The following is a 25,366-nucleotide window of genomic DNA, read 5'->3' as shown; positions in this document are numbered from 1 at the left end:
CATGATGATCTCAGCGCAGGGCCAGGGCTACGTGGACGATGCCGTCGACGGCATCGCGGAGGACGGCATCTACGTCTCGCCCGAGGTGCCGTCGGCGCCTGCCCTGCACGATCAGATCGCCGCGGAGGTGGGGGATGCCTCGATCGGTGTCGCGGTGTTCTCCGACAACGCCGCGTTCGAGGCCTCCGGTCCCGAGATCGTCGCGGAGCTCGCCGCGGCGCACCCCGACTGCCAGACCATCATCGTCGCGGTCGGCGATGACCTGTCGGCAGGCTCACGGGTCCTGGAGGAAGGCGAGGCGATGCGCATCGCCAACCAGGCCGAGGCGCACGGCGGGGTGGACGTCGCGCTCACCGAGACGATCCAGGAAGTCATCGCCGCCACTCCGGCGGCGGCGTCGCCCGCACCCGACGCGGGACCGTTCGTCGGCATCGCGCTCGGCGTCGCGGCCGTCGTCGCCCTCGCCGGCGTCGGGATCGGCGTCGCCCGCTCTCGGCGTCGCGGTCCGACGGGCGCCCGCCACCCCCTGCCCGAGCCGGTGCGCACGCATGTCCAGACGCTCCAATCCCTCACCGGCGAGTACGCGCGGGCCGGCAGCGCCGGCGTCGCAGGTGCCGGCGAGGTCGCTGCGGAGGTCGGTGCGATCGCTCAGAACACGACCGAGCTCTTTGAGCGACTCGACCGGAAGGGCGAGGAGAGCCAGCGTGCGACCGCAGCCGTGGAGTACGGCGAGACGCTGCGCAAGCTCACCGGCGCGCTGGATCGCGATTACCTGCTCGACATCCTGACCCACCCGGATCTCTGGGACGACCCCGCCGAGCGCGTGCGCGAGGTGCGCACCGCGGTCGCCTCGTTCTCGGCCGAGCTGGTGGAGAACATCAAGCAGGTGAACGCCCGCCGGGGTCTGCATTTCCAGGTGTCGCTCGACGGTCTGATCGGCCGGCGCAAGGAGCTGCAGGCGTGGGACCGCGCTTTCGAGCAGGCAGATGGCGAGACCGGGCCCACGCGCGCGCACGACTAGAATCGACGGATGCCGCGCTTGCGGCCGGATCGCGCTTCGCGCACGCGGGGCGCCCGGTCCGCCGCAGTCCGCGCGTCCCCCTCCCCGACCATTGGAGCCACCGTGGCCGAGCAGTCTCGCCTCGACAAAGTCATCGCCCTCGCCCGTCATCGCGGGTTCGTGTTCCAAGCGGGTGAGATCTACGGCGGATCCCGGTCGGCGTGGGACTACGGTCCGCTGGGCACGGAGCTCAAGGAGAACATCCGCCGCCAGTGGTGGCAGACCTTCGTCCGCGGTCGCGGCGACATGGTGGGCCTGGACTCCTCGGTGATCCTGCCCAAGCGTGTGTGGGAGGCATCCGGTCACGTCGCGACGTTCACGGATCCGCTGGTGGAGTGCCTGCACTGCCACAAGCGGTTCCGGGCCGACAACCTCCTCGAGGACTTCGAGGCGCGCAAGGGCCGCAAGGCCGAGAACGGGCTCGCCGACGTGCCCTGCCCGAACTGCGGCACCAAGGGCCAGTACACCGAGCCGAAGCCGTTCTCGGGCCTGGTGAAGACGTATCTCGGCGTCGTCGACGACGAGTCGGGGCTGTACTACCTCCGTCCCGAGACCGCGCAGGGCATCTTCGTCAACTTCTCGAACGTGCTCACCGCGAGCCGCAAGAAGCCGCCGTTCGGCATCGGCCAGGTCGGCAAGGCGTTCCGCAACGAGATCACACCCGGCAACTTCATCTTCCGCACGCGCGAGTTCGAGCAGATGGAGATCGAGTACTTCGTGCCGCCGGCCGACGCGCAGGAGTGGTTCGACCACTGGGTCGACGAGTGCTGGAACTGGTTCGTCGACCTCGGGATCGACCCGGCCAACATGCGCCGGTTCGACGTTCCCGAGGAGGAGCGCGCCCACTACTCGGACGGCACGATCGACGTCGAGTACCGCTTCGGCTTCCCCGGCAAGGAGTGGGGCGAGCTCATGGGCGTCGCCAACCGCACGGACTACGACCTCCGCTCCCACACCGAGGCGTCGGGGCAGTCGCTGACCTACTTCGACCAGGCGTCCGGGGAGAAGTACATCCCGTACGTCATCGAGCCGTCGTTCGGTCTCACCCGCAGCATGATGGCCTTCCTCGTGGATGCCTACCACGAGGAGGACGCGCCCAACGCCAAGGGCGGCACCGACACCCGGACGGTGCTCAAGCTCGATCCGCGCCTGGCGCCCGTGAAGGCCGCCGTGCTGCCGCTCTCGCGCAACGAGCAGCTCTCGCCCATCGCGCGCGAGGTGGCCGAGGATCTGCGCGGCGAGTGGAACATCGACTTCGACGACGCGGGCGCCATCGGTCGCCGGTATCGCCGGCAGGACGAGATCGGCACGCCGTACTGCGTCACGGTCGACTTCGACTCCCTCGACGACCGCGCCGTGACGGTGCGCGACCGCGACACGATGGGCCAGGAGCGGGTTCCGCTGGAAGGTCTGCACGCCTACCTCGCGGAGCGGCTGAAGGGCGCCTGATCCGATCGCCGCGTGACAGCGAGGTGACAGCGCACTGACGGCTGGCGGGATGCCGTGACAGCGGTCTGACAGCGCCCTCGGCGCACGCTGGGTGACGTCGAAAGGCGAAACCCATGACCATCACCAGTTCCGCATCCCGCACGCCCGCGGTCCGCGCCGAAGGCCTCGTGAAGAGCTTCGGCACCAATCGGGCGGTCGACGGGGTCGACCTGACCGTCGAAGCCGGCACCGTCTACGGCGTGCTCGGCCCCAACGGCGCGGGCAAGACCACCACCATCAGCATGCTCGCCACGCTTCTGAAGCCCGACGCGGGCCGCGCCGAGATCTTCGGCTACGACGTCGTGCGCGACGCGCAGATCGTGCGACAGCTCATCGGACTCACCGGCCAGTTCGCGTCCGTCGATGAGACGCTGTCCGCCACCGAGAACCTCGTCATCTTCGCGCGGCTGCTCGGGCTGTCGCGCGGGGACGCGAAGCGCAAGGCGGCCGAGCTTCTGGAGGAGTTCTCGCTCACCGAAGCCGCGACCCGTCCCTTGGCGAAGTTCTCGGGAGGCATGCGCCGCCGGCTCGACCTCGCGGCATCCCTCATCGCCCAGCCGCCGCTCATCTTCCTGGACGAGCCGACGACGGGCCTGGACCCGCGCACGCGCGGCCAGATGTGGGACACGATCCGCCGCCTGGTCGCCACCGGCTCGACGGTGCTGCTCACCACCCAGTACCTCGACGAGGCCGACCAGCTCGCCGACCGCATCGCGGTCATCGACCGCGGCACGGTCGTGGCCGAGGGGACGGCCCTCGAGCTCAAGGCATCCGTCGGTCAGGCCTCACTGCTCCTGCGACTGCGGGCCGGCTCCGACATCGCCGAAGCGCAGCGCGAGATCTCGCGCGTGCTGGGAGTGACGGCGATCGTCTCACCCGAGGCGGCGCGGCTGACCGTTCCGATGAGCGACCCGGACCGGGTCGCCGACCTGCTCGTCGCCTTCCGCGAGTCGGGCCTTCACCTCGAGGAGCTGAGCGTGCAGCAGCCGACGCTGGACGAAGTGTTCCTGACCCTCACCGGCAGAGGTGTGCCGGACGACGACGCTGCCGCGCACGCGACGGCCGACGACCTCGAAGGAGTCCGCGCATGACCGCCATCGCCACCCCCATCACGCCCGTGAGCGAGCGGCACCTGTCCAATCACGCGAGCCTCGCGCTCACCCTGCGGAACACGCTCACGATGGCGTGGCGCGGCATCCTGAAGATCCGTCGCACGCCCGAGCAGCTCATCGATGTGACGGTGCAGCCGATCATCTTCACGCTGATGTTCACGTACATCTTCGGCGGCGCGATCGCCGGCGACGTGCAGAACTACCTGCCGATCATCATCCCCGGAATCCTCGTCCAGACCGTGATCACGACGTCGGTCGTCACCGGCGTCCAGCTGAGGGAAGACATGGACAAGGGCGTGTTCGACCGGTTCCGCTCCCTTCCCATCGCACGCATCGCACCGCTGTCGGGCGCGTTGCTGGCCGACACGCTCCGCTACACGATCGCGACGACCCTCACCTTCACGATGGGCTTCATCATGGGCTACCGGCCCGGGGGCGGCTGGGCCGGCGTGGTCGCGGCGGGGCTGCTCGTGATCGCCTGCTCGTGGGCGATGAGCTGGATCTTCGCCTTCTTCGGCGTCATCGCGCGCACCGCCTCGAGCGTCCAGGGCATCTCGATGCTCATCCTGTTCCCGTTGACGTTCCTCTCCAACGCGTTCGTGCCCGCCGACACGATGCCCGGCTGGCTCCAGTGGTTCGTCGACATCAACCCGGTATCGCACCTGGTCACCGCGGTGCGCGGCCTCGTCAACGAGGGGACGGTGGGGGTCGACGTCTTCACCGCACTCCTCGGCGCGGTCGTCATCGTGGCGGTCTTCGCGCCGCTCACCGTCCGGGCCTACATGCGCAAGGCGTGAGACGGATGCCGAGGCCCGCGGCACGCGCCGCGGGCCTCGGGGCGGGCGGGCTTCAGCGCAGGAAGTCCGCCAGGACGGCCAGCTCGTCGTCTTCTCGCCGGTCGGCGGCCTCCTCCGCCCGTGGGCGGGAGTCGTCGTCAGCCGGATGCGGCAGGGTCAGCGCCTCCGCGCCGACACGGCGGCGCATCACCACGAGGAAGGGATCGCCGGCGTCATAGCCGCCGCGCAGGCGCGCAGCGGAGGCCAGTGCGCGACGGGCATCCGCTTCGCGCCCCGTTGCGGCCAGCCAGCCGGCAATGGAGATGACGACGTCCGAGATGATGGGGTGGTCGCCGCTGCGCGTTGCAGCCGGAAGAGCATCGGCCAGCGCGGCGTGCGCCTCGTCGAGACGCCCGAGCAGAAGAAGGGCCTGGGCGCGTTTGGAGCCGGACCACGCGAGGAGCTGTTCGGGAACGGTGGGTGCCACCTCCAGGTCGACACGCTCCAGGTGCTTCAGCGCCGCCGAGCCGTCGCCGACCGCGATCTCGATGGTGGCGGCGGCCATGTCCGCCTGTGCCGCGGCTCGTGGCGAGTCGGCCGCGATCGCGAGGGAGCGGGTCTGTGCCAGGCGCTCGCGGGCTTCGGCCACCCGGCCCAGCCGCAGCAGCAGCCCGATGCTCGTCGACCGCTGCTGGATGAGGTCGGCGACCGAGGTCAGCCCCTCCAGGGCGGCGGTCGACGAGTCCGCGACCGCCAGCGCCTCCTCCAGGCGCCCGGCGAGCTGAAGCCACTCCGACCGCATCTGACTCGCGAACGCGGTGCCCCAGACGTCACCGAGCTCGCGGAAGGTGGACAGCGCGCGCTCGCTCTCGACGCCGAGGGTCTCGGTGTCCCCGGAGTTCTGCGCGATGGCGGAGCGCAGCATGCTGAGGAAGGCCCGCGACCACGCCGGCGCGCCATCGAGCCCCTCGTCGCCGATGCGCACCGCCCGCGACCACGGAACGCCCGATCGATGCCCGCGGGCAGCCTCGCCGATCGCCGACAGCAGCGGGGGCAGCACCGCCGTGAGCTCGCTGCGATGCACTCCGGCGGCGGCGATGATGCGGGGACCGTCCTCGTCGAGAAGGGCCAGTCCGTCTCGTGTGGGACCGTCGCGGTCGAACGCCGTGCCCAGCGCGGCGACCGCGCGGACGACGACGGCCGCCTCGGAATCCAGGTCCGCTGCGGCGTCGCCGAACCGGCGGATGCCGGCCTGCAGGTCGTCGAACCGCTCGCGCATGAGCCAGGTCCACAGCGACGCGCGCACGAGTCGCACGCCGACGGCGCCGAGCCCGGGCTGCTCGGTGCACGCACGCATCGCGGCGGTGAGGTTCTCCTCGTCGGCGTCGAACCAGGCGAGCCCCTCACGCACGCCGGGCCCCCGCAGCCTGGCGTCCTCCCGCTCGGCGAGCGTCGCCATCGCACGAGCCTGTCGGGCACGGAAGTCGCTCTCACGCCGTTGGCTCCGCAGCCTGTCGATACCGTACTCGCGCACGGTCTCGAGCATGCGCAGCCGGCCGTCGACGCGGCGCACGAGCGACTTGTCCACGAGCGCCTCGAAGGCCTCGGGCCCGACCTCGAACGCGGCGCCGACGACCCGGATGTCGCGGGCATCGACCCCGTCGGGGAAGACCGCGACCGTCAGCAGAGCCGTGCGCTCGGCATCCGTCAGCGTCTCCCAGCTCCAGTCGATGAGCGCTCGGAGGGTCTGGTGCCGGGGCTCGACCGACCGCGGCCCGGTCGCCAGGAGCGCGAACCTGTCGTCGAGTCCTTCATCGATCTCGGCCAGCGTCAGGGTGCGGGATTTCGCGGCGGCGAGCTCGAGCGCGAGCGGCAAGCCGTCCAGGCGTGACACGATGCGCTCCGCCGCCACCTGCTCGTCGGGTGTCGGAGGGTGTCCCCGCGCCGCGCGCACCCGTCGGGCGAACAGCTCGCGTGCGTCCTCGCCGGGAAGCGGACCCAGATCCACGAAGGCCTCGCCCGCGAGTCCCAGCGGCTCGCGGCTCGTCGCCAGGATGCGTGAACCCGGCACGATGCCGAGCAGGTCGACGGCGACGGCCGCCGCCTCCGCCGAGACGTGCTCGCAGTTGTCGAGCACGATCAGAAGGGACCGTCCGGCCAGCGCCTCCGCCACGCGGTCCCGTGCGCTGGTGGAGACCAGCTCTCCGACGCGGATGCTGCGGCCGACCGCGCCCGCGACGGCCGCCCACACGTCGCCCGGTGCGGCGGGCGCGAGTTCGACGACGACCGAGCCCGGCCGGCGGCGTGCGGTCTCGAACGCGAGCGTCGTCTTGCCTGCCCCGCCGGGACCGATGAGAGTGACGAGGCGGTCGGCCCGCAGCTGAGCGTCGATGAGGTCGAGCTCCGCTGCGCGTCCGATCAGGGCGGTGAGCGGCGCCGGGACGGGGACCGCCGGCGTGGTCGTGGCCGGGGCCGAGGGTCCGGCGATCCCTCTGGTATCGGTCCTCGGGCTCGTCTCGGCGGCGATCCGCGTGGCGTGGGCGCGGTCCTCGAGGAGGTCGCGCACGACCCAGTCGAATCCCGCACCCGGTGTCCACGGGTCGCCGCGCCACAGTTCGAGCGCGTTGCGCGCTTGTGCGGACGCTGCGACCGAGTCGTCCGTGCGGCGCGCCCGGGCCACACCGTCCTGGAACCGCGCGACGTCGACGTCGTCGCGGTCGAGGTTCAGCCGGTACCCGCCGGGCACGGCCTCGAGCACGCCGTCCGGCAGCATCCGGCGCAGCCGCGAGGCGAGAGAGTGGAGCGCGGCCCGCGGATCATCGGGCGCGTCATCCGGCCAGATGTCCTCGGCCAGCGCCCGGTACGACACCGTCGTGCCCGCATCCAGCGCCAGGCGGAACAGCAGGGCCTGCTGGCCGCGTCCGCGGACCTCGATCGGGACGCCGTCGGCGTCCGCCTCGAGTCCTCCGAAGAACCTCAGCCGCACGTCGTCCACCTTAGGACGCGCCCGCCGCCTTCCCGGATGCGCCGGCCGGGGCATCCGCCCGCGTGGTGGTTCGGGTGTCACGACACGCGGTATCGCCGGCGACGTTGCGGCGCGTCGTGACACCTGAAGGGGAGGACCGCGCGTGCGACCCCGCCCGTCAGTCCAGGATCGTGAACACCGTCTCGCCGGTGTCGCCGTCCAGGACGCGGCGATAGTCCTCGGCCACGATGGCGCGGAGCACCTCCGTGTCGACGGTCTCGAGGTCTTTCAGATAGAGGCAGCCCGCACCCGTCTCATGCGGACCGAGCCGCGCGAGCCGCGCGGCGTGGGCGCCGGTGTCGAGCAGATACACCGTCGTCGCCTGCCGACGCGGTGCGAACGCGGCGATCGGCGCATCGCCCTCCGTTCCTGTCGGGTAGCGGTAGTGACACGAGCCGAAGCCGACGATCGTGCCCCACAGCTCCGGCTCCCGCCCGGTGATCTCGCGCATGAGCGCGACCATGGTGCCGGCATCCCGCTGCCGCTTGGCCGGGGTGATGCCCGCGAGGTACTCGCCGACGTCGCCGCCCGACTTCTTCATCAGTCGTCTCCTCGCGCTGACTTGGCTGCGGCTTTCATCGCCCGCTTGTGCTCGCGCACCTTGGCGAGGGAGTCCGGCGAGACGATGTCGGCGACGCTGCGGAACGACCCTTCCTCTCCATACGGGGCGGATGCCTCCCGCCACCCTTCGCCGGTGTACCCGTACTGCTTGCCCAACAGCGCGAGGAAGATCTTTGCCTTCTGCTCTCCGAATCCCGGCAGCGACTTCAGGCGCTTGAGAACGGTCGCCCCGTCCGGCGCCCCGCCGTCTCCGGCCGGCCGGCGCCAGATCGCCGAGGCGTCGCCGTCCCACTCCTCGGCGATGGCCGCGCAGAGCGCCTGCACCCGGGCGGCCATCGAACCGGGGAAGCGGTGCACCGCGGGTGTGGCCTTGAAGAGCTCCGCGAACGCGTCGGCGTCGAACGTCGCCAGAGCCGCGGCATCCAGAGTGCCGGCCCGCTCCGAGATCTTCAGCGGTCCGGCGAAGGCGGTCTCCATCGCGACCTGCTGGTCCAGCAGCATGCCGATGAGAAGGGCGAGCGGGTCGTCGGTCAGCAGTCGGTCGGCGGCGTCGTCGCCCGTGATGTGGAGCGTCATGGCCCCAGTCTCCCACCCGTGCGGCCACGGTGCTGCGGCACACGGATGGGAGGATGGATGCCGTGACCGACGCCTCCGAACCGTTCCAGGAGCTGGTCGACCACGCCCGGCACACGCGCGTCGTCGTCGTCGGCGGCGGGATCGCCGGGCTCGTCGCGGCGTGGGAGTGCGCCAAGGTCGGCATGGCCGTGACGCTCGTCGAAGCGTCCGATCGACTGGGCGGCGTCATCGGCACGACGACCGTCGCCGGCATGCAGCTGGAGACCGGGGCCACCTGCTGGTCCACCCGGGGCGGCGTGGTGCGCCGGCTCGTCGAGGAGGTGCTGCCCGGCGCCGTCATCGTCCGTCCGCGCGATGACCGCGAGTGGATCGCCGGACTTCCCCGGGATGCCGCCGGGCCGCTGCCGGTCGAACAGGTGATCGGCATCCCCGCCAATCCCTGGGACGAAGACGTGCGGCGCATCATCGGCTGGGACGGCACCTGGCGGGCCTACCTCGACCGTGTGCGCCCTCCGCTGACGATCGGCGCCGAGCGGAGCCTCGGTCGGCTGGTGCGCCGGCGAATGGGCGCGAAGGTGCTGGACCGGCTCGTCGCACCGCTCACCATCGACCGCTTCGGCGTCCTCCCTGACGACGTCGACGTGGAGATCGCCGCCCCCGGGCTGAACACGGCGCTGACCCGCACCGGCTCATTGGGCGGTGCGGTGGCCGACGTGCGCGTCGGCGCCACCGGCCCCGCGATCGAGGGACTCGAGGGTGGGATGCCGCAGCTCGTCGCCGGCATCACGGACCGGCTGGGCGAGCGCGACGCGGCCGTCATCACCGGAGCGCGCGTCACGAGCCTGGCCCGCCGCGACGGCGCGTGGACGGTGCAGCTGGACGCACCTGACGGCGGTGACACGCTGCGGGCCGACGCCGTCATCGTGGCGACCGACGAGAGCGCCGCCCGCGCGCTCCTGGCGCCGGCGGTCCCGAGTGTGGGCCTCGCGGGCACGGCGCCGGGGGGCATCGCGCGGGAGGTCGTCACGGTCGTCGTCGATGCGCCGGAGCTCGACGCGCCCCCGCGGGGGGCGCACGTGCACGCGATGCCCGGCGGTCCACGGCGGGCGACCGGCCTCGTGCACGAGAGCGCACGCTGGGAATGGGTGGCCCGAGAGGCCGGCGCGGGGCGCCACGTCCTCCGGGTCGCGTTCGGAGGGCCCGCAGATCCGCCCGCGATCGCCGCGGTCTCGGACGCCGATGCCGTCGGCATCGCTCTGGATGAGGCATCCGCCCTTCTCGGCGTCCCGCTGGACGCCACCCGGCTCGTCGGCGCGCAGCGCACGCGGTTCACGCTCGTTCCGCCCGCCTCTGCTCTGGGGATGAGGGATCGGGCCGCGCAGGTGCGGGCCGCCGCCGGCGAGGCTCCCGGTCTGGCGGTGATCGGCGCGTGGCTGGCGGGAAGCGGGCTGGCGCAGGTGGTCACGGACGCCCACGACGAGGCCGACAGTCTGCGTCGGCGCGTGCTGTGGGGCGGCTCGCAGCCGCAGTGAGCACGCCGCCGGGAGCGGTGTCAAGGGTGGATGCCGGAATCGGCATACGGGGCTACCCTGGGAGGGTCGTCAGGTGCACCACCGAGCGTGAGGAGACCTCATGAGGGGCAAGGCAGGACTCGTCGTCGGACTTGCGATCGGGTATGTGCTCGGTACGCGAGCGGGCCGCGAACGCTACGAGCAGATCAAGACGCAGTGGCTCAAAGTGTGGAACATGGACCCCGTCCAGGAGCAGGTCGGAAAGGTCAAGGATTTCGCGAAGTCCCAGGCGATGGCGCTGCCGTCGACGCTGTGGGACTCCGCCGTCAAGGTCGTCCAGGCCGCCGGTGCGAAGGGCACCCCCGGCCAGAAGCTCGACGCAGCCCTCAAGGCGGGCGACGAGTCCCGCGATGACCTCGGGCGCGCTGCGCAGACCTCGGCGCAGGCCGTGAAGGACGCCGTGGACGACGCCGTCGACCAGGCGGCCGACGGCCGCGGCGGGGCCTGAGCTGATGACCAGCCCCCGTGGCTTCCGCGATCGCGCGGACGACAGCCTGCTGACCCTGCTCGGTGAGATCCCCGAGCTGATCCGCAATCTCGTCATCGCCGAGATCGACGCCGCGAAGGCGTGGCTCGCCCGCACCGCGAAAGACGGCGGATGGGGGGCGGTGTGGGTCTTCGCGGCGCTGTTCGTGCTGTTCTGGTCGGTGCCGGTCCTCGGCACATTCGTGATCGCCGGTCTGTCGTCATGGTGGCCGGTGTGGCTGTCGGCGCTTGTCGTGTTCGTCGCGATGCTCGTCGTGACCGCCGTGCTGGCGCTCCTCGGCATCCTCCGCTTCCGCAAGATCGGGGAGCGCAAGAACCCCGTCCAATCGATCGCCCAGGACGTCAAGGAGGTGCGCGATGAGCTCTGACGCGCCCGTGCCACTGCCCCGCACCGCCGTGCCGATCGGCATCGACGACCCGGTCGAGCACGCTCGCGCCGAGCTCAAGGCCGCACTGGCAGCCATCGAGGAGAAGGCCAACGTCCCCCGACGTCTCGGGCGCGCCGTCGACGACGGCATCGAGAAGGCGCGCGCGTTCCAGCGCCGCAATCCCGCCGCCGCGGCCGTCGCGGTGGTCGCGGGCGCCCTCGCCGTCGGTGCCGCGGTCTGGGGCGTCGTGCGTCTCTACACGCGCTGACGACCGTCCCGACGACAGACCCCCCGAGGTCGCGTGCGCAGCGATCAGGGGTATGCTCGTGAGGCAAGGCAGTGCAATGGTGCGTATGCTGCCGACCGCGCGAACCCGATTCGAATCGCGCGTCGGCTGCTCGAACGTCGTGGGCGGCCGACTGAGCACCACCGAGAGTCGACCCCCTTATGAACACTGCCGCAGCACAGCACCAGGCCGCCAAGCCCCTCACCGGCTGGCGCGTTCTCGTGCCCCGTGGCGGCCCCTGGGGCGACGGCGTCGCCGCGACGCTGCGCCGCCAGGGTGCGACGCCGGTCATCGCCCCGCTCATCAACTTCGCGCCGACCAACGACCAGGCCACGCTCGAGCAGGCTCTGGCCGACCTCGCCGCGGGTGCCTTCGACTGGCTGACCGTCACGAGCGCCACGACGGTCGACGTCCTCTACGCGTATCGCGCCGTCGTCCCGCCGACCACCAAGGTCGCCGCCGTCGGTGAGACCACGGCGGCCGCCCTGCTGGCCGTCGGCTATCGCGTCGACCTCGTGCCCGAGCGCGACAACTCCGCAGCAGGCATGGCCGAGCAGCTCATCGCGCTCGAGCCCGAGCCGCGCAACATCCTCACGCTGCGCAGCGAGATCGCCAAGCCCGTGCTCACCCGCATGCTCACCGACGCCGGCCACCACGTGCGCAGCGTCGTCGCCTACCGCACGGTGGGTGTTCCCGTGACCGAGCGGATCGCCGAAGACGTCCGCTCGGGCCGGATCAACGCGATCCTCGTGACCAGCGGCTCGGTCGCCGAGCAGGTCCACGAGCAGTTCCCCGACATCCCCGAGACGACCCTCATCGCCGCGATCGGCCCGCGCACCGCGAAGGATGCCCGGCGCGCCGGCCTCGACGTCGACGTCGTCGCCGACGCCCAGACCGTCGACGCGCTGATCGATGCCGTCGCGAAGTTCTCCCTGCCCCACGCCGCCGACGAGTTCGCGCCGAAGACCGGCGTGCTGCCGCAGCTGCGCGCCGAACCGCGGGGCTGACGCCGCGTGACCGTGTCGCCGCGCGTCGTCGTGCTCGCGGGAGGGGTTGGCGGCTCCCGTTTCGTGCTGGGGGTGCGTGCCGCGCTGCAGGCACGCGGAGTGGCCGACACCGGGGCGGCTCTCACCGTCGTCGTCAACACCGGCGATGACCTGTGGCTGTCGGGGGTGCGTCTGCAGCCCGACGTCGACTCCCTCACGTACGCGCTGGCCGGCGTGAACGACGCCGAGCGCGGATGGGGGCGGCGGGGCGATTCGGAGCGCGTCAACCACGAGCTGCAGGAATGGGGCGCGGGCTGGCCGTGGTTCACCCTCGGCGACCTCGACCTCGGGACGCATCTGGCGCGCACCGGATGGCTGCGGGAGGGGCTGACCCCGACGCAGGTGCTCGAACGGATGTCGCACCGCTGGGATCTCGGCGCGCGCCTGCTCCCGATGACCGACGCCGAGGTCGACACCGTCGTCGTGCTTCCCGACGGCACACGGATGCACTTCCAGGAGTGGTGGACGCGTCACCGGGCGACGCTCGCCCCGGCCGCGTTCGAGAATCCCGGCATCCAGGGCGCCGCTCCGGCCCCCGGCGTCCTCGAGGCGATCGCCGGTGCCGACGCCGTGCTCATCGCACCCTCGAACCCGGTCGTGTCGATCGGCCCGATCCTCGCCGTTCCCGGCATGCGTGACGCGCTGCGCGCCGCCCTCGGTCCGGTCGTCGGCGTCTCACCCATCATCGGCGGCAAGGTGGTGCGCGGCATGGCCGACGTGTGTCTCACCGCGATCGGCGTCGACACCTCCGCGTCCGCGGTGGCCGGCCTGTACGGCGCACGCGGGGGCGCCGGGCTGCTCGACGCGTGGCTGATCGGCGAGGAGGACGAGGCGGCGGCCGACGCGGTCGCGGGTCTCGGCATCCGTCCCCTCGTGCGTCCCCTGTGGATGACGGACCCCGACCGCCAGGCCGCTCTGGGCGAGGCGGCGCTCGCCGCGGCAGAGGTCTGACGTGCCCGACCTCGCCTGGTGGGCGTGGGCGCTGCTGGCCGCCGGGGCGCTCGTGGTGGGTCTGTCGAAGACCGCGGTGCCCGGAGCCGGGACCATCGCCGTCGCGATCTTCGCGGCGGTGCTGCCCGCGAAGCAGTCCACCGGCGTTCTGCTCCTGCTGCTGATCGTCGCCGACGTCTTCGCCGTGACGATGTACCGCCGGCACGCGGATTGGCGCACGCTGGTACGGCTGGCGCCGGCGGTACTGGCGGGAGTGCTCTTGGGTGTGGTGTTCCTGTGGTTCGCCGACGACCTGTGGGTCAAGCGCACGATCGGCATCATCCTGCTCGCCGTGATCGCGATCACGCTGCTGCGGCGCCGGTTCGTCTCCCAGGTCTCCGCCGGCGGCACGCACCGGGTGGCCGCGGCGACCTACGGCACGCTCGGCGGCTTCACGACCATGGTCGCGAACGCCGCCGGCCCGGTGATGTCGATGTACTTCCTGGCCGCCCGCTTCGAGGTGAAGGCGTTCCTCGGTACCGCCGCCTGGTTCTTCGCGATCGTGAACCTCTTCAAGGTGCCGTTCTCGATCGGCATCGGGATCATCACCGTGCCCGGTCTGCTCATCGACCTCGTCCTCGTGCCGTTCGTGATCGCGGCGGCCTTCCTCGGGCGGTGGCTCGCCGACCGCATGCCGCAGTCGGTGTTCGAGAAGCTGGTGGTCGTCTTCACGATCGTCGGGGCGGTCTACCTGCTGGTCGTCTGACCAGCGGCCGCGGGTCAGATCATCCGCCGCGCCGGGCGGTGCGGCGTGCGAGCCACCACCCGAGGGCGCCCAGGGCGATGCTCGCTGCCAGCCACAGCCAGAGACTGGTGGGGATGCCGAGCACCGACTGCGCGGCCGCATCGCAGTAGCTCCGGCCCGACGTCGGGGCGTACGCGCAGAAGCCGCTCGTCCTCACCGGCGCGAACAGGACACCCGCCAGAATCACGCCCCCGGCGACCCACAGCGCGACGCGGGCTCTGCCGCGAGGGGCCCGAGGCGGCTCAGTCATCGGCCCAGGCTATCCGTGGTGCGCCGTCAGCAGGGCACCCGTGCGGGGCCCCAGACCCAGGGCGCCGGCGGCATCGAGCTGGTCGGCGGTGTCGACGTCGCGACGCAGGGTCGAGGCATCCGGGATCTCGAGGCCCACGCATCCGAGGGCGAGGTGCCGGGCGAACGAGCGGTCGCCGAACGACGAGCGCCAGGCCACGCCGGGCCCGGCGGTGACCAGCGTCGAGCCGGTGCCCTCGGCGTCCGCGACGACGGCGCGGTCGACGGATGCCGCGGCCCGCAGCGCGTCGGCGAGGTCACCCGGTCGCAGGGCGGGCAGGTCGCCGAGGAGCGCGGCGCGGGGCATCCGTCCCGTCGGATCGACCGCCGCGACTCCCGCCGCCACCGCAGCATCCAGTCCGCCCGCCTCGCCCTCCGGAACGAACCGCAGCGCCGGGATCAACGCCGCCTCGCGCGCGAGCGCGGCGTCATCGGTGACCACCACGACCTGCGCCACGAGGTCGCACGCCGTCGCGGCGGCCAGTGTGTCCAGCGCGATGGCCCGGGCGAGGTCGGCTCGCCCGACGCCCGGCACGTCGAGGCGAGACTTGGCGCGCGCCGAGGGCTTGACCGGCACGACCACCACCCAGCGCGGCGTGTTCTGCCCGCGCCGCCGCCGGAACAGCGGGGTCACGCTCCGTACCGCGCGCGCAGCCGCGGCAGGATCTCTTCGCCGTAGAGGCGCAGGAAGGCGCCCTGGTCGTGGCCGGGGTCGTGGAAGACCAGGTGGCGGAATCCGAGGTCGATGTACCAGCCGATGCGCTCGACGTGCTCGTCGGGGTCGTCCGAGACGATGAACCGGGATGCCGCGCGCTCGATCGGCAGCTGCTCGCCGAGCCGCTGCATCTCGATGGGGTCGTCGACGCCCATCTTCTCCTCGGGGGTGAGGGCCAGCGGCGCCCAGAAGCGCGTCTTCTCCTGCGCCTGCTCGATGGTCTCGGCGAGCGAGACCTTGATCTCCATGAGCGTGTCGATGGCGTCCGGTGCCCGACCGGCCTTCTCGAGACCCTCGTGCAGCGCGGGCAGCAGGGTGTCGGTGTACAGCTCTCGCTTCTTGCCGCTGGTCGTGATGAAGCCGTCGGCGATGCGGCCCGCGAGCCGCGTCGCGGCGGGGCCGGCGGCGCCGATGTAGATCGGCACGGGCTGGGGCAGCTTGTCGTAGATCGTGATGTTGTGCGCGTGGTAGTACGTGCCGTCGAAGCTGACGCGGTCCTCCGACCAGAGCCGGCGGATGAGGCCGATCGCCTCCTTCAGCCGCTGGAACCGCTCCGGCGGGTCGGGCCACGCGATCCCCAGGTTCGCCTCGTTGAGCGCCTCGCCGGTGCCGACACCGAGGATCACCCGCCCGGGATACATGACACCCAGCGTCGCGAAGTCCTGCGCGACGACGGTCGGGTTGTAGCGGAACGTCGGCGTCAGCACCGACGTGCCGATCAGCACGCGCGAGGTCTTGGCGCCGAGCGCGCCGAGCCACGGAACGGATGCCGGGGCGTGGCCGCCTTCGTGCAGCCACGGCTGGAGGTGGTCCGAGATGAAGACCGAGTCGAACCCGGCCTCTTCCGCCTGGATCGCGTAGTCCAGCAGCTCGGCGGGCCCGAACTGCTCGGCCGAGGCCTTGTATCCGAAGCGCAGCGGAACGGTCATACGGGTATCCCTTCAGGTGCAGGCAGGAATTCGGAGCCGTCGGCGCGTGCGAGGCGCGCCCGGAACGCGTCGACCGTCCCCGGCCACAGCAGGGTGAGCCGGCCGGAGCGCTCGTCGACGTACCAGTTGCGGCATCCTCCGGTCATCCACGGGGTGGATGCCGCGGCCGCGACGATCTCGTCGGTGTAGGCGCTCTCAGCACGAGGATCGACCCGCAACACGCCGCCTGCACGGCGATCGAGCACGCGGGCGGTGTACGCCGCCTGCTCCTCGATCATGAGCACCGACGACGAATGGCCGAGCGACGCGTTGGGCCCGTTCAGCACGAACAGGTTGGGGAAGCCGGCGACGACCGTCGAGGCGAAGGAGGTCATGCCGCCCGACCAGTGCTGCGCGAGGGTCTGGCCGTGCTCGCCGATGACGAGGTCGGCGTAGGGCTGCTGCGTCGACGCGAAGCCCGTCGCCAGCACGAGTGCGTCGACCTCGTGCCGCGTGCCGTCGGCGGCGACCAGCATCGGCCCCTCGACGGAGTGCAGCGCCGAGGGCACCAGGGTGACGGCGTCCGAGGCGACGGCGGGGTAGAACTCGTCCGACAGCAGCACCCGCTTGCAGCCGAAAGCGTAGTCCGGCGTGAGCGCCGCCCGAAGCGCCGGGTCGGCGACCTGCGCCTCCAGATGCGCGAGGGCTTCGGCCTGCGCGCGGGCGGCGGCCACGGCATCCCCCGAGCGTGACGCGAACCGCGCCTCGCCCTCGGAGTACAGCGCCGCGCGCAGGCGGGTCAGTTCCCCCGGCGCCGCGGCGAAGCGCTCGCGATCGGCGTCGGTGTATGGGCCGCCGCCCCGCGGCACGATCCAGGCGGGGCTGCGTTGGAAGAGCGTCACGTGCGCGGCCGTGCGGGCGAGCTCCGGCACGAGCTGGACCGCGCTCGCGCCGGTGCCGACCACGCCGACGCGCAGGCCCGCGAGGTCCACGTCGTGGTCCCAGCGCGCCGAGTGGAAGAGCGGCCCCGGGAACGTCGCGAGTCCCGCGACGTCGGGGATCGAGGGCTCCGTCAGGCGACCGCAGGCGAGCACCACCGCGTCGGCCACGATGACCCCCGACGGCGTGCCCAGGTGCCATACCTCGTGTTCGGCATCCCAGTCGGCCCACTGCATCGCCGTGCGCAGGCGCAGCCGGTCCCGCAGGCCTTCGGCGTCGACCACGCGCTCGAGATAGGCGTGGATCTCGTCGCCGCGCGCGTACGTGCCCGACCAGGTGGGGTTCGGATGCGCGGCGAAGCCGTACAGGTGCGAGGGCACGTCGCAGGCGACGCCCGGGTAGGTGTTGTCGCGCCACGTGCCCCCGACGGATGCCGCACGCTCGAGCACGACGAAGTCCTCGCGGCCCGCGCGGCGCAGCGCCGACGCCATGCCGATCCCGGCGAAGCCCGCTCCGACGATCGCGACCTCGACGCGCGTCATCGGCGCACCTGGCCGTACGTCGTGGTGCGCTGGCGGAACGGCCGGAACATGCGCGCCACGAGAGCCGCGGCCTCGCCGATGGGCAGCTCGAGGCCGTGCTCGATGCCGGCCTCGGGCTTCACACGCCCGTCCAGCAGCGTGCCGCCGAGGTCGTCGCCGCCCGAGCGCAGGAGCACGACGGATGCCTCGCGCCCGACGCGCGTCCACGGGATCTGCACGTGCGGGATGCTGCCCGAAAGGAGCAGGCGCGACACCGCCACCATCGCGCGGTGCTCGTCGATCGCCGCCCGGCCGGGAACGAGCGGTACGCCGCCCGACGGCCCGGGAAGCGGGATCGGCACGAACTCGGTGAACCCGCCCCCGGTCGCCGCATCCTTCGCGGCCGCCTGGATCTCGATCAGCTGCCGCAGGTGAGCCACCCGCTCGGCCGCCGTCTCGACGTGGCCGTAGAACAGCACGCTCGTCGAGCGGAAGCCCGCCCGGTGCGCGGCCGTGATGCCGTCGACCCACCGCTGGATCTCGAGGTCGGCGGGCGCGACGAGGGCGCGCACCCGCTCACTCAGCACCTTGACGCCCGTGCCGGGCACGCTGTCGACACCGGCCCCGCGCAGCGCCTCGAGTGCCTTGTCGAGGCTGAGACCCCCGCGGTCGGCGAGGTCCCACACGTCCTGGGGCCGGTAGGCGTGCAGATGCAGCTGCGGCGCGGCGGCCTTGACGGCGCGCGCGAGCTCCACGTAGCCGGCAGGGTCTTCGGTGGCCGGCAGCATGCCCTGCACGCACAGCTCCGTCGCGCCCAGCTCCCAGGCATCGGTGGCGATCGCGCCCGCGTCGGCCAGCGTGAAGGTCGCCGGGTCGTCGGTGGCGACGCGGCGCAGCCCGGTCGAGGTGAGGTTGCGGTTGACCACCAGGGTCACCGCCTCGCCGACGGTGTAGCGGCGCACATCGTCTGCGGTCGCCGTGAGCACGTCCAGGTCGTCGCCGGTCGCCTCGAGCAGCGTCACCCACTCGGCGTCGTCGAGCGCGAACGGGTCGGCTGCCGCGGCATCCGCGATGCTCTTGACGCCCGCCCGTCCACCCCGGCCGGCACCGAGTCGATGTGTTGCGGACGAGTCGAGGTCTTGCGTGTGCGCGGAATCGGTCGACTCGGTCGAAACACAGCGACTCGTGCCGCGGTGCCCCGTGACGGATGCCGCGGCCAGGCCGGTGTCGGGATCGGCCAGCGTGGCGACGGCGGGGCGCAGCGCGGGATCGATCCACGTCTGGGCATCACGCACGAACTCCGGCTGTGCCGTCAGGCGCTCGCGCAGCTCGAAGCCGAGCTCCGCCGTCATGCGGGCGAGGTCGTCGAGGTGCGGCCACGGCCGCTCCGGGTTGACGTGGTCGGCCGTCAGCGGCGAGACGCCGCCCCAGTCGTCGGCGCCTGCCCGCACCAGAAGGCCGAACTCGGTCGGGTCCGACAGGTTCGGCGGCACCTGGATGCGCATGCGCGGGCCCATCACGAGCCGGGCCACCGCGACCGTCGCGACGTACTCGATGAGGTCGGCGTCGGCCGCGCCCTGCATCGCGGTGCGGGGCTTGGCGCGGAAGTTCTGGACGATGATCTCCTGCACATGGCCCTGCTCGCCCACCCGGTGCCGCTCATGCGCGTCGCGGAGCGCGACGAGCGACTCCGCGCGGTCGCGCACCGTCTCGCCGATCCCGACGAGGATGCCGGTGGTGAACGGGATGTGCTCGCGTCCGGCCGCGTCGATCACCTCGAGCCGCACAGCAGGGTCCTTGTCGGGCGACCCGTAGTGCACCTGCCCCGGCTGCTCGAACAGGGGGCGCGAGGTCGTCTCGAGCATCATGCCCATCGACGGCGCCACGGGACGCAGCATCCGGAGCTCCTCGGTCGTCATGACCCCGGGGTTGGCGTGTGCCAGCAGACCTGTCTCGGCGGTGACCAGACCGGCGATGTGCGCGACGTAGTGGATGGTGGAGGCGAAGCCGTGCTCGTCCAGCCAGGCCTGTGCCTCGGGCCAGCGGTCTTCGGGGCGATCGCCGAGGGTCAGCAGCACCTCCTTGCATCCCATCGCCTGCCCTTGCCGGACCACGGCGAGCACCTGCTCGGGCGACATGTACGCGGGCTTGTGCTTCTTCAGCAGCTGCCCCGGCGTGTCGACGAACACGCAGTAGTGGCAGCGGTCGCGACACAGCGTCGTGAGCGGGACGAACACCTTGCGCGAGTACGTGATGACGCCGGGACGACCGGATGCCGCAAGCCCCGCATCGCGCACGTCCCCGGCGATGGCGAGCAGCCGTTCGAAGCGGTCGCCCGTGGCTGCCAGCAGCGCCTCGGCGTCGGCGACCTCGAGCCGTTCGCCGGTGGCCGCGCGGGCGAGCGCGGCGTCGACGGCGGCGAGCGGGGCGGTGGCCAGCGGGGAGGTGACGGAGGGGGGCGCGACGGTCACCGATCCAGTCTTGCACCGCGTGCGGTGCCGGGGGTCGCGGATCGTTGCCCTCCCGTAAGCAAATCAGGCTGGTTCGCGCCGGAGCCGCTGGCAGACTAGTGCCATGGTGACACTGCTGCTCGACTCGACGCAGCTCGAGGTCGTGCTGTCGGTGTCGGAGCGCGCGCTGTCGTTCCGCAAGGGGAATGTGGTCATGGAGCGCTCCACGATCATCAAAGTGCAGCTCACCGACGACGCGTGGACCTGGCTGCGAGGGGTCCCCAGTCCCGGAACCCACCTCCGCGGCGTCCTCGCGATGGGCACGTGGCGCTCGGCAGGAGGCGACGACTTCGCGGTCGTCCGCCGCCGTCGCCCGGGTGTCGTGATCGACCTCGAAGGCCACCCGGAGTTCCAGCGTCTGATCCTCACGACCCGCCACGGCCTCGCTCTGGTGCAGGCGCTGCGGCTGGAGGTCGACGAGGAGCCTGCCGACGTCGCCGAGATCGCCGCGGAGACCGGCACCACGCCGGTCGCGGCGCCCGAGAAGGCGCCGCGGAAGAAGAAGGCTCCACGGCCCGCGCCGGCCGTCTGAATCCGCGGGCCGCCGCGTCAGCTCACGTCGCGACGCCAGCTCACGAGGTGCCCGAGCACCACGAAGAGGACCGCGTAGCCCAGCAGCACGATCCCGCCGACCCACCACGGGAGGGCATCGGTGGAGCCCTGCGGCATCGCCGTCGAGAACACGCTCGCGCCGACGAGGGCATCGCCTGCCGCACCGGGCAGGAACCGCGTGTAGTCGGCCAGCCCGTCGACGAAGGCCGCCGCGGTGCGGCCGATCGGCTCGACGAACTGGGTGAAGACCAGCACGCCGACGACGGCGGCGACCTGGTTGCGCACCAGCGCGCCGACCCCGACGCCGATGAGGGTCCACAGCACGTAGGCCAGGAGCATCCGTCCGAGCATCGCCCAGGTGTCGGTCTGGCCGAGCGCCGTGTCCAGCCCGAACCCGGCGAGGAAGGCCGCCGACGTGGCAACAGCCGCGACGATGCCGATCACGCCGAGGATCGCCCCGATGAGGACGCCGACCGCCAGCTTGGCCGTCAGCACCCGGCCTCGGCGGGGTGTCGCCAGGAAAGTGGGGGTGAGCGTCTTGTGCCGGAACTCGGCCGTGACCATGAGCGTTCCCACCAGGAGCGGGAACACATAGCCGACCGTCGTGGCCGTGCTGTAGAGCGTCGCCGCGAGGCCGTCCTCGGGCAGGGCCGGGCCGCTTCCGGGAAGCGATCCGGAGGCGGCCATCGCGTAGACGAAGCCGAGGGCCGCCGCCGTGAAGGCGACGTAGGCGAACAGCACGATGCCGAGAATCCACCAGATGCTCGTCGAGAACAGCTTGGTGGTCTCGGCGCGGGTCGCTGCAGTCAGGCTCATCGGCTGCTCCCTTCGGCGTCGGTGCGGTCGGCCGGCTCGTTCCGGCCGGCGTCGAAGGCGGAGAAGAACGCGTCCGCCTCGCGATCGGACTCCGTCTTCGCCTGGTTCTGCCAGGGGCGGTCGTCCGCGGACTCGGGCGGCTCGGGCACCGAGAGCTCGTCGTCGATCTCGCCGATCGCTCCGACGTCGGGGTCGGCGTCCTCCGGCGCCCAGGGGTCGGGCTCCCCGGCGCCGATGATGTCGATGACGCCCGTGCTCGCCACCGCGTAGGCCGCGCCGGGCGTCACGACCTCCCCGGACTCCGCGGGCACCTCTGCCGTCCCGGGCTCCGGCGCGGCCTCCGGTTCCGGCTCGGGCTGGGCCTCGGGCTCCGGCGCTGCCTCCGGTTCCGGCTCGGGCTCCGGGACGACGGCCGGCTCGGCCGGCGCGGGGGCACCCTGCGCACTGGGATGGACGCGGGTGCCGTTGACGAGGTCGAGGAACACCTCCTCGAGGGCGGGGCCCCGACGCTGCAGAGTCGACAGCGCGACGCCGGCCGCGGCTGCCGCCGCCCCGACCGTCGCGGGGTCCACGCCGCGTACGGTCAAGCCCGACCGCAGCACCTCGAAGGGCACGTCCGCGGCCCGCAGCGCCGCGGTCAGGGCGGCCCGGTCGGGGGCATCCACCACGGTGGCATGCTCGGCCGGATCGGACAGGTCCTCGATGGCGCCCTGGAACACCAGGCTCCCGCGTGAGATGATCAGCAGCGCGTCGACGGTCTGCTGCACCTCGGCGAGCAGATGGGACGACACCAGCACCGTGCGCCCCTCGGCGGCCAGCTGCTGGAGGAAGCCGCGCAGCCAGCGGATGCCCTCCGGGTCGAGTCCGTTCGCCGGCTCATCCAGGACGAGCACGCCCGGATCGCCGAGCAGCGCGTACGCCAGGCCCAGGCGCTGGCGCATGCCCAGCGAGAAGCCGCCGACCTTGCGGCTCGCGGCATCCGCCAGGCCCACCAGTCCGAGCACCTCGTCGACTCGCGAGCGGGCGATGCCGGCGGCCTGCGCGTAGATGGTCAGGTGCGCGGCGGCGGTGCGGCCCGGGTGGAAGCTGGATGCCTCGAGCACGGCGCCGACGGTCTGCAGCGGTCGTTCCAGTTCGGCGTAGCGCTTGCCGCCGATCGTCGCGCGGCCCTCGGTGGGCCGCACGAGCCCGAGCAGGATCCGCAGCGTCGTGGTCTTGCCCGCTCCGTTGGGACCGAGGAATCCGGTCACGCGGCCCGGCTCGACACGGGCCGTGAGCTCCGCGACGGCGGTGACGGCACCGAAGCGCTTGCTGAGACCTGAGAACTCCAGCGTCTGGCCGTCGGGCATGCCGAACCCTCTCATCGTGGTGGGCGGAAACCCCGTGGGGCTACGGACGGGGCCGCCTCGTTGCGGACTCAATGCAGAACTCCGACCCATCTTGTCGGAAAACCCGGCCGGGCGTGGGAGAAATCGGCCCGGCCGGTAACGTTGCGCTCGTGACAGACCTCGCCGATGCCGCCGCCGAGCCCGCCGTCCTCGTCCGCGCCGACCGGGGTCTCGGCCGCCTCACCCTCAACCGGCCGCGCGCCATCAATGCGCTGAACCTCGAGATGGTGCAGCGGATGCACGAAGCGCTGGACGCGTGGGAGCACGACCCGGAGGTCGACGTCGTGCTGCTGGACGGCGCAGGCGAGCGCGGCTTGTGCGCCGGGGGAGACGTGCGCGGCCTCGCGGAGCAGGTGACGAGCGGCCGAGCGGAGGACGCCGGGGTGTTCTTCCGCGAGGAGTACGCCCTCAACGCGCGCATCGCCGAATACCCCAAGCCGTTCGTCGCTTTCGCCGACGGGGTGACGATGGGTGGCGGCATCGGCGTGGCGGGGCACGCGAGGATCCGGATCGTGACCGAGCACTCGAAGCTCGCCATGCCCGAGACGCGCATCGGCTTCACCCCCGACGTGGGCGGTACCTGGCTCCTGGCCCACGCGCCCGGCCGCCTCGGCGAGTACTTGGGACTGACCGGGCATGTCATGGATGCCTCGGATGCCGTCTATGCCGGGTTCGCCGATCATCTCGTGCCCCGCGAGAACCTCGACGCCCTGCGAGACGCGCTCGAGACCCGGGCCGATCCGTCCAGTCCCAGCGAGCTCGTCCTGCTCTTCGACGAGACGCCGGGGCCCTCCCGCCTGTCGTCCGCCCGGGAGTGGATCGACGACGCGTTCGCCGCCGACACCGTCGCCGAGATCGTCGAGCGGCTGCGCCGGCGCGCCGAGCCGGAGGCATCCGCCGCCGCCGACCTCCTGGGCGAACTCTCGCCGACCGGACTGGCCGTGACGCTCGCGGCGATCCGCCGTGCTCGGCAGCTTCCCGGCCTGCGCGCCGCGCTGGCGCAGGAGTACGGTCTGGTCATGTGGTTCGCCACGACGCAGCCCGACCTGCCGGAGGGCATCCGCGCGCAGGTGATCGACAAAGACCGCGCACCGCGCTGGCAACCGGCCACGCTGACCGACCTGCCCGCGGACCTCGCCGACACGGCGCTCGCCCACCGCCCCGCCGTTCCGATCTGGGGCTGATCCGGGCCGCGATCATGGGCACCAGGCGTCGCAGGTATTCGGTCGGGATCGCGGTCGACTGGTTCTTCTTCGTCTTCGCCGGCCTCGCCGCGATCTGGCTGGCCTATCTCAGCTTCACCGAGACCTTCAAGGTCGGGTGGTGGGGCATCCCGTTCTTCATCGCGTTCTGGGTGCTGCTGGCCTATCTCGTCCTGCCACGCTTGCACCGCATCCTCACGACCATCTACGTGCCCGACTACTTCATCGGTCGCACCCGCACCAGTGACGGGCTGCTCGGCGACCCGGTGAACCTCGCATTCCTCGGCACCGCGGAGCAGATCCAGAGCGCGCTCGCCGCCGCCGGCTGGACCCGCGCCGACCCCGTGACGCTGCGGTCGTCGTGGCGCATCATCACGTCGACTCTGAGCCGGCGCAGCTACGACGAGGCTCCCGTGAGCCCGTTGTTCCTCTTCGGAAGACAGCAGGACTTCGCCTACCAGCAGGAGGTCGACGGCAACCCCGCACAGCGGCACCACGTGCGGTTCTGGCGCTGTCCCGACGGGTGGCTCCTCCCGGGCGGCCGGAGGGTCGACTGGCTCGCGGCGGGGACCTTCGACACCAGCGTCGGGCTCTCACTGTTCACGTTGCAGGTGACGCACCGCATCGACGCCGACACCGACGTCGAACGCGACCACATCGTGAAGACCGTGACGGATGCCGAGCCCCGCGTCGTCGTGGACGTCATCCCGGACTTCTCCACCGGGTACCACGCCCGCAACGGCGGCGGCGACAGCATCCGCACCGACGGCGATCTGCCGATCGTGGACGTGCGCGCCGTGGTGCCTGCCATGGACGGCCGGGCGGAGGCGGCCGCATGAGCGCGCCGCGCACCGGCCCCGAGCGGCGCGCCGAGAGAGCCGAGAGGGAGACGCCGCACAAGCGTCCGGCTTTCGAGCCGCCGTCGCGACTGCTGCGACCCACCGGCTACGACCCGCACATGGCGCGGCCCGCCACCATCTGGGCGGGAGCGGCGCTGATCCTGTTGCGCGTGCTCGCCGGCGTGGCGGTGCTCGGCGGCATCGCTGCCGGGTGGGACGACCTGCTGGCCGATCCCGACTCGGTGCTCGACGGATTCGACCCGACGCCTGAGGGATCTCGAGCGGCGCTGAGCGTCGTCCTCGCGACGGGCGGTGCGGTGCTCGCGATCGACCTCCTGCTGGCGATCTTCGTGCTCCTGGGGCGCAACTGGGCGCGGGTGATCGTCATGGTGATCGCGGTGCTGTCGATCAGCACCTCATTCGTCACGTGGTGGAGCCAGGGGCAGGAGATCACCATCGAGGGGACGTATGTCTCTCTGAGCCTGGATATCCTGCTCCTGCTGGCGCTGTCCAGCCGCAGCGCCGCGGCATACGCGCGGCGCAATCAGCGCCGAGACGACTCCGACGCACGCACGTGACGTAGCCTGATCTGCGGTGT

General features: G+C 72.1%; 25 protein-coding genes. 15 read left to right on the top strand and 10 right to left on the bottom strand.

The features are described from left to right. The first annotated feature begins 1 nt into the window (after position 1). From C9992_RS18065 to C9992_RS09270, 4 genes are all read left to right on the top strand, one after another. Complete coding sequence (locus C9992_RS18065; protein ID WP_106815267.1) at positions 2 to 1,021, top strand: hypothetical protein; 1,020 nt, start codon at positions 2 to 4, stop codon at positions 1,019 to 1,021. 102 nt (positions 1,022 to 1,123) lie between these two features. Next, positions 1,124 to 2,509 (top strand): glycine--tRNA ligase, encoded by a 1,386-nt coding sequence (locus C9992_RS09280; protein WP_106815266.1) that lies wholly within the window; start codon positions 1,124 to 1,126, stop codon positions 2,507 to 2,509. Between the two features lie 113 nt (positions 2,510 to 2,622). Further along, on the top strand, positions 2,623 to 3,639 hold the full coding sequence (locus C9992_RS09275; RefSeq protein WP_106815265.1) for an ATP-binding cassette domain-containing protein: 1,017 nt from the start codon (positions 2,623 to 2,625) through the stop codon (positions 3,637 to 3,639). Next, positions 3,636 to 4,457 carry an ABC transporter permease gene (locus C9992_RS09270; protein WP_106815264.1) on the top strand — a complete coding sequence of 274 codons (822 nt, stop codon included), beginning with the start codon at positions 3,636 to 3,638 and terminating at the stop codon, positions 4,455 to 4,457. The genes C9992_RS09275 and C9992_RS09270 overlap by 4 nt, the downstream gene beginning before the upstream one ends. A gap of 52 nt (positions 4,458 to 4,509) precedes the next feature. Here the strand turns inward: C9992_RS09270 and C9992_RS09265 are convergent, their stop codons facing one another. The 3 genes from C9992_RS09265 to C9992_RS09255 form a co-directional block, all read right to left on the bottom strand. Continuing rightward, positions 4,510 to 7,422, bottom strand: a complete 2,913-nt coding sequence (locus C9992_RS09265) for an ATP-binding protein (protein WP_200826274.1) — start codon at positions 7,420 to 7,422, stop codon at positions 4,510 to 4,512. Positions 7,423 to 7,579: 157 nt separating this feature from the next. Then, positions 7,580 to 8,002 carry a DUF1801 domain-containing protein gene (locus C9992_RS09260; protein WP_106815262.1) on the bottom strand — a complete coding sequence of 141 codons (423 nt, stop codon included), beginning with the start codon at positions 8,000 to 8,002 and terminating at the stop codon, positions 7,580 to 7,582. Beyond that, positions 8,002 to 8,598, bottom strand: a complete 597-nt coding sequence (locus tag C9992_RS09255; protein WP_106815261.1) for an HhH-GPD-type base excision DNA repair protein — start codon at positions 8,596 to 8,598, stop codon at positions 8,002 to 8,004. Before C9992_RS09255 ends, C9992_RS09260 begins: the two co-directional genes overlap by 1 nt. Before the next feature lie 53 nt (positions 8,599 to 8,651). On the opposite strand from C9992_RS09255, the gene hemG reads away from it, so the two are divergent. The 7 genes from hemG (at position 8,652) to C9992_RS09220 (ending at position 14,051) form a co-directional block, all read left to right on the top strand. Then, positions 8,652 to 10,130 carry a protoporphyrinogen oxidase gene (gene hemG / locus C9992_RS09250; RefSeq protein WP_106815260.1) on the top strand — a complete coding sequence of 493 codons (1,479 nt, stop codon included), beginning with the start codon at positions 8,652 to 8,654 and terminating at the stop codon, positions 10,128 to 10,130. Between the two features lie 100 nt (positions 10,131 to 10,230). Continuing rightward, positions 10,231 to 10,617 carry a hypothetical protein gene (locus C9992_RS09245; RefSeq protein ID WP_106815259.1) on the top strand — a complete coding sequence of 129 codons (387 nt, stop codon included), beginning with the start codon at positions 10,231 to 10,233 and terminating at the stop codon, positions 10,615 to 10,617. 4 nt (positions 10,618 to 10,621) lie between these two features. Beyond that, positions 10,622 to 11,023 (top strand): phage holin family protein, encoded by a 402-nt coding sequence (locus C9992_RS09240; protein ID WP_106815258.1) that lies wholly within the window; start codon positions 10,622 to 10,624, stop codon positions 11,021 to 11,023. Continuing rightward, entirely contained in the window at positions 11,013 to 11,291 is a 279-nt protein-coding gene (locus C9992_RS09235) for a hypothetical protein (RefSeq protein WP_106815257.1), read from the top strand. Before C9992_RS09240 ends, C9992_RS09235 begins: the two co-directional genes overlap by 11 nt. Before the next feature lie 179 nt (positions 11,292 to 11,470). Continuing rightward, a complete protein-coding gene (locus C9992_RS09230; protein WP_106815256.1) occupies positions 11,471 to 12,316 on the top strand; it encodes a uroporphyrinogen-III synthase in 846 nt (281 codons plus the stop codon). 6 nt (positions 12,317 to 12,322) lie between these two features. Further along, positions 12,323 to 13,306, top strand: coding sequence for a 2-phospho-L-lactate transferase (cofD, locus tag C9992_RS09225; protein ID WP_106815255.1), 984 nt, complete (start codon positions 12,323 to 12,325; stop codon positions 13,304 to 13,306). A gap of 1 nt (position 13,307) precedes the next feature. After that, the gene (locus tag C9992_RS09220) at positions 13,308 to 14,051 is read left to right on the top strand and encodes a sulfite exporter TauE/SafE family protein (RefSeq protein WP_106815254.1); all 744 of its coding nucleotides are present in this window, start codon (positions 13,308 to 13,310) and stop codon (positions 14,049 to 14,051) included. A 19-nt stretch (positions 14,052 to 14,070) separates the two neighbouring features. Here the strand turns inward: C9992_RS09220 and C9992_RS09215 are convergent, their stop codons facing one another. The 5 genes from C9992_RS09215 to cofG are packed head-to-tail and all read right to left on the bottom strand — an operon-like array spanning position 14,071 to position 19,932. After that, positions 14,071 to 14,340, bottom strand: a complete 270-nt coding sequence (locus tag C9992_RS09215; RefSeq protein WP_106815253.1) for a hypothetical protein — start codon at positions 14,338 to 14,340, stop codon at positions 14,071 to 14,073. A 9-nt stretch (positions 14,341 to 14,349) separates the two neighbouring features. Then, on the bottom strand, positions 14,350 to 15,012 hold the full coding sequence (gene cofC / locus C9992_RS09210; protein WP_106815252.1) for a 2-phospho-L-lactate guanylyltransferase: 663 nt from the start codon (positions 15,010 to 15,012) through the stop codon (positions 14,350 to 14,352). Further along, positions 15,009 to 16,022 carry a glucose-6-phosphate dehydrogenase (coenzyme-F420) gene (fgd, locus tag C9992_RS09205; protein ID WP_106815251.1) on the bottom strand — a complete coding sequence of 338 codons (1,014 nt, stop codon included), beginning with the start codon at positions 16,020 to 16,022 and terminating at the stop codon, positions 15,009 to 15,011. Before fgd ends, cofC begins: the two co-directional genes overlap by 4 nt. After that, positions 16,019 to 17,482 (bottom strand): flavin-containing monooxygenase, encoded by a 1,464-nt coding sequence (locus tag C9992_RS09200; protein WP_106815250.1) that lies wholly within the window; start codon positions 17,480 to 17,482, stop codon positions 16,019 to 16,021. Before C9992_RS09200 ends, fgd begins: the two co-directional genes overlap by 4 nt. Next, a complete protein-coding gene (cofG, locus tag C9992_RS09195) occupies positions 17,479 to 19,932 on the bottom strand; it encodes a 7,8-didemethyl-8-hydroxy-5-deazariboflavin synthase CofG (RefSeq protein WP_106815249.1) in 2,454 nt (817 codons plus the stop codon). Before cofG ends, C9992_RS09200 begins: the two co-directional genes overlap by 4 nt. A 103-nt stretch (positions 19,933 to 20,035) precedes the next feature. Between cofG and C9992_RS09190 the strand changes: the two genes are divergently transcribed. Continuing rightward, positions 20,036 to 20,503 (top strand): hypothetical protein, encoded by a 468-nt coding sequence (locus C9992_RS09190; RefSeq protein WP_106815248.1) that lies wholly within the window; start codon positions 20,036 to 20,038, stop codon positions 20,501 to 20,503. Between the two features lie 17 nt (positions 20,504 to 20,520). Here C9992_RS09190 and C9992_RS09185 read toward each other — a convergent pair whose 3' ends face one another. Both C9992_RS09185 and C9992_RS09180 read right to left on the bottom strand, forming a co-directional pair. Then, on the bottom strand, positions 20,521 to 21,339 hold the full coding sequence (locus C9992_RS09185; protein ID WP_106815247.1) for an ABC transporter permease: 819 nt from the start codon (positions 21,337 to 21,339) through the stop codon (positions 20,521 to 20,523). Further along, entirely contained in the window at positions 21,336 to 22,688 is a 1,353-nt protein-coding gene (locus tag C9992_RS09180) for an ATP-binding cassette domain-containing protein (protein ID WP_106815246.1), read from the bottom strand. Before C9992_RS09180 ends, C9992_RS09185 begins: the two co-directional genes overlap by 4 nt. 149 nt (positions 22,689 to 22,837) lie before the next feature. On the opposite strand from C9992_RS09180, the gene C9992_RS09175 reads away from it, so the two are divergent. The 3 genes from C9992_RS09175 to C9992_RS09165 are packed head-to-tail and all read left to right on the top strand — an operon-like array spanning position 22,838 to position 25,346. Then, complete coding sequence (locus tag C9992_RS09175) at positions 22,838 to 23,911, top strand: enoyl-CoA hydratase/isomerase family protein (RefSeq protein WP_235008144.1); 1,074 nt, start codon at positions 22,838 to 22,840, stop codon at positions 23,909 to 23,911. A gap of 14 nt (positions 23,912 to 23,925) precedes the next feature. Then, positions 23,926 to 24,768: an LssY C-terminal domain-containing protein gene (locus C9992_RS09170; RefSeq protein WP_200826273.1), complete on the top strand. Its 843-nt coding sequence runs from the start codon at positions 23,926 to 23,928 to the stop codon at positions 24,766 to 24,768. Continuing rightward, positions 24,765 to 25,346 (top strand): hypothetical protein, encoded by a 582-nt coding sequence (locus C9992_RS09165; RefSeq protein WP_106815244.1) that lies wholly within the window; start codon positions 24,765 to 24,767, stop codon positions 25,344 to 25,346. The genes C9992_RS09170 and C9992_RS09165 overlap by 4 nt, the downstream gene beginning before the upstream one ends. Positions 25,347 to 25,366 lie beyond the last annotated feature (20 nt).

This window comes from Microbacterium timonense (genome assembly GCF_900292075.1).
Lineage (GTDB): Bacteria > Actinomycetota > Actinomycetes > Actinomycetales > Microbacteriaceae > Microbacterium > Microbacterium timonense.
The sequence above is the reverse complement of the archived record's forward strand: the minus strand, read 5'-3'. Positions and strand labels throughout refer to the sequence as shown.